We start from the raw sequence: 2,367 nt of genomic DNA, 5'->3' as shown, positions 1-2,367 counted from the left end.
AGCAAGCTTTCGATTCGTCCGCTCGACTTGCATGTATTAGGCACGCCGCCAGCGTTCGTCCTGAGCCAGGATCAAACTCTCCATAGAAAGTTCATATCTCTAGCTTCTTTACGCTTTTCGCTTCGTTCAGTTTTCAAGGAACATCTTCATCACTATTTGAGCGACTTTCTCATGTTATCACATCACAAATCCGATGTCAACAAGTTTCGTTTTTAACCGCCGCCACATCTCAGTAGCGACGATTAGAAATATATCACGAAAACTTTTAAACGTCAACACCTTTTCTTTATTTTTTTTCAACTACATAGTGTCTATGAAATACTCCTTGTCCTTTCGTTGCAATTTTCTCAACAGTAATTAGGTGTTTTTCAACTAAAAATTCAAGCAAAATCTCCAAATCAACACCATATACCGACAACTCTTTTTCATTTAACAAATCGGCCATAGACCACGATGTTTCTCTCTTCTCCAGCACGTGTATCAGATGACTTGCTCCTTGCTTTAACTTCGAATGAATAAAAAAATCACTTGCTAAAAATAACAATTGCAATCGTTTATCAAGCGGTTCTTCACTCCCGACTAACTCTGCATACAATTTATAAATTTGCGGTTCAATCTGTTTGACCTGATTCCATACAGTAACTTCGGGATAAAAACCGTGTTCGATAATAGATAGACGAGCTAAATGATGAAGAGCATGCAACACATGATTGTACGCATCAAGCCATTGATCTTTTTCAAAAAAACTTCTCCCCTCAATGTAACGACGCACTAGCTTTGCGAACTCTATCCCCATCTTTACCTTTCTTTCCTCTTCCGGAAACTGCAATAGACGTTGACGCAATTGTCCAATATATTCGTTGCGTTCAAATAAAATTTTTCCATTTAACAACCAATTCATTACTTTACGATTTGAACCGAGCAACACCCATTCTTTTACTCGATGTTCATCTACAACGTACAATGATGCACTTTTTTCACCAAACACGTAATGTTTAATAAAAACCGCTTCTTCTCCCTCTCGAACGATAACGAATAAGATAACATCAAATAAATCCGTCTCCGGAGAATAATCCGATCCTCTTTCAACCATTAAAATACCGAGAGTGCGTGACTGACTAGCTCGCTCTTGGTAAATCGGGCGTAACACATCTTCCATAATCGAATCCTCCACTCTTCAACATTGTTTGACCGTATTCGACATTTTTTAAAAAACTCCTGCTTGGTTAATGCTTATCATTCAAAACTTATGATATAGTTATGCGTAGGAGGAGATAAATGTGGGTGTAAAATATTCAAGCAAAATTAACAAAATTCGTACGTTTGCGTTAAGTTTAATTTTTATCGGATTTTTCGTCATGTATGGAGGCATCTTTTTTCGTACATCGCCGATTGTTATGACATTATTTATGATTTTAGGACTGTTGTTTATTATCGCAAGTACAGTCGTTTATTTTTGGATTGGTATGTTGTCGACAAAGACGGTACAAGTCGTTTGCCCTTCATGTAACAAAGTAACAAAAATGCTAGGTCGAGTCGATGTATGTATGTATTGCAACGAACCACTCACCCTTGATCCAACGCTCGAAGGGAAAGAGTTTGATGAAAAATATAATCGGAAAGCAAGGGACAAAAAAAGCTGATAGCATCGATGCTACCAGCTTTTTTAATGATGTCCCTTTTGGCAATCCGGGCACGTTCCGTAAATCTCCATCCGATGATGACTTACTTTAAAACCTGTCACATGTGCCGCTAAATCTTCTACTTCATCTAAGCCCGGGTAATGGAAATCGACAATTTTCCCACATGTTTCGCAAATAACGTGATAGTGATGTGTCGTAACAAAATCGAAACGACTAGATGCGTCACCATACGTTAACTCTTTAACGAGACCGACTTCTTTAAACACGCGCAAATTATTGTACACAGTTGCGACACTCATATTTGGGAATTTTCCTTCCAAAGCTTTATAAATTTCATCCGCTGTTGGATGGGACATTGACTGAATCAAATATTCGAGTATCGCATGACGTTGCGGTGTAATACGGACGCCGGTTTCTTTCAACGTATGAAGCGCTTCTTTTAATTGATGTGCGTGCGTCACCGTCATGCCCCCCCACTTTCATTTATAAAAATTATAATTATTACTTTATAATTTTTATAAATAGTGTACAAAAAAATAAAACCTTTTGTCAATTGTATTTTCCTGAAAGAAAAAAGGGCGACTCTACACAGAATCGCCACATACGTCTTTGAGGAGGTGTGTGCTCTACTATATCGTACGCAACGATTTCATTATTTGTTTGAGCTAATCGCCTGTTTTAAAGCGTTTAGCACCTCTTCAACATGCCCATTTACTTTCACTTT

General features: G+C 38.0%; 3 protein-coding genes and 1 rRNA gene. 1 reads left to right on the top strand and 3 read right to left on the bottom strand.

The window, feature by feature from the left end; translation table 11 throughout:
* A 16S ribosomal RNA gene (locus LD028_RS01980) occupies window positions 1–87 on the bottom strand; the annotation flags it as partial.
* Window positions 88–286: 199 nt separating this feature from the next.
* Window positions 287–1,159, bottom strand: a complete 873-nt coding sequence (locus tag LD028_RS01975; protein ID WP_237810766.1) for a nucleotidyltransferase-like protein — start codon at window positions 1,157–1,159, stop codon at window positions 287–289.
* 121 nt (window positions 1,160–1,280) lie between these two features.
* On the opposite strand from LD028_RS01975, the gene LD028_RS01970 reads away from it, so the two are divergent.
* Window positions 1,281–1,643 carry a YgzB family protein gene (locus LD028_RS01970; protein ID WP_006322086.1) on the top strand — a complete coding sequence of 121 codons (363 nt, stop codon included), beginning with the start codon at window positions 1,281–1,283 and terminating at the stop codon, window positions 1,641–1,643.
* A 23-nt stretch (window positions 1,644–1,666) separates the two neighbouring features.
* Here LD028_RS01970 and perR read toward each other — a convergent pair whose 3' ends face one another.
* The gene (gene perR / locus LD028_RS01965; protein ID WP_026011847.1) at window positions 1,667–2,110 is read right to left on the bottom strand and encodes a peroxide-responsive transcriptional repressor PerR; all 444 of its coding nucleotides are present in this window, start codon (window positions 2,108–2,110) and stop codon (window positions 1,667–1,669) included.
* Window positions 2,111–2,367 lie beyond the last annotated feature (257 nt).

The organism is Anoxybacillus sp. LAT27, from assembly GCF_022030075.1.
Classification (GTDB): domain Bacteria; phylum Bacillota; class Bacilli; order Bacillales; family Anoxybacillaceae; genus Anoxybacillus; species Anoxybacillus kestanbolensis.
The sequence above is the reverse complement of the archived record's forward strand: the minus strand, read 5'-3'. Positions and strand labels throughout refer to the sequence as shown.

Coding starts and splice junctions, on each gene's coding strand:
- LD028_RS01975 (WP_237810766.1), bottom strand. CDS start 1,159: ATGGAAGATGTGTTACGCCCGATTTACCAAGAGCGAGCTAGTCAGTCA.
- perR (WP_026011847.1), bottom strand. CDS start 2,110: ATGACGGTGACGCACGCACATCAATTAAAAGAAGCGCTTCATACGTTG.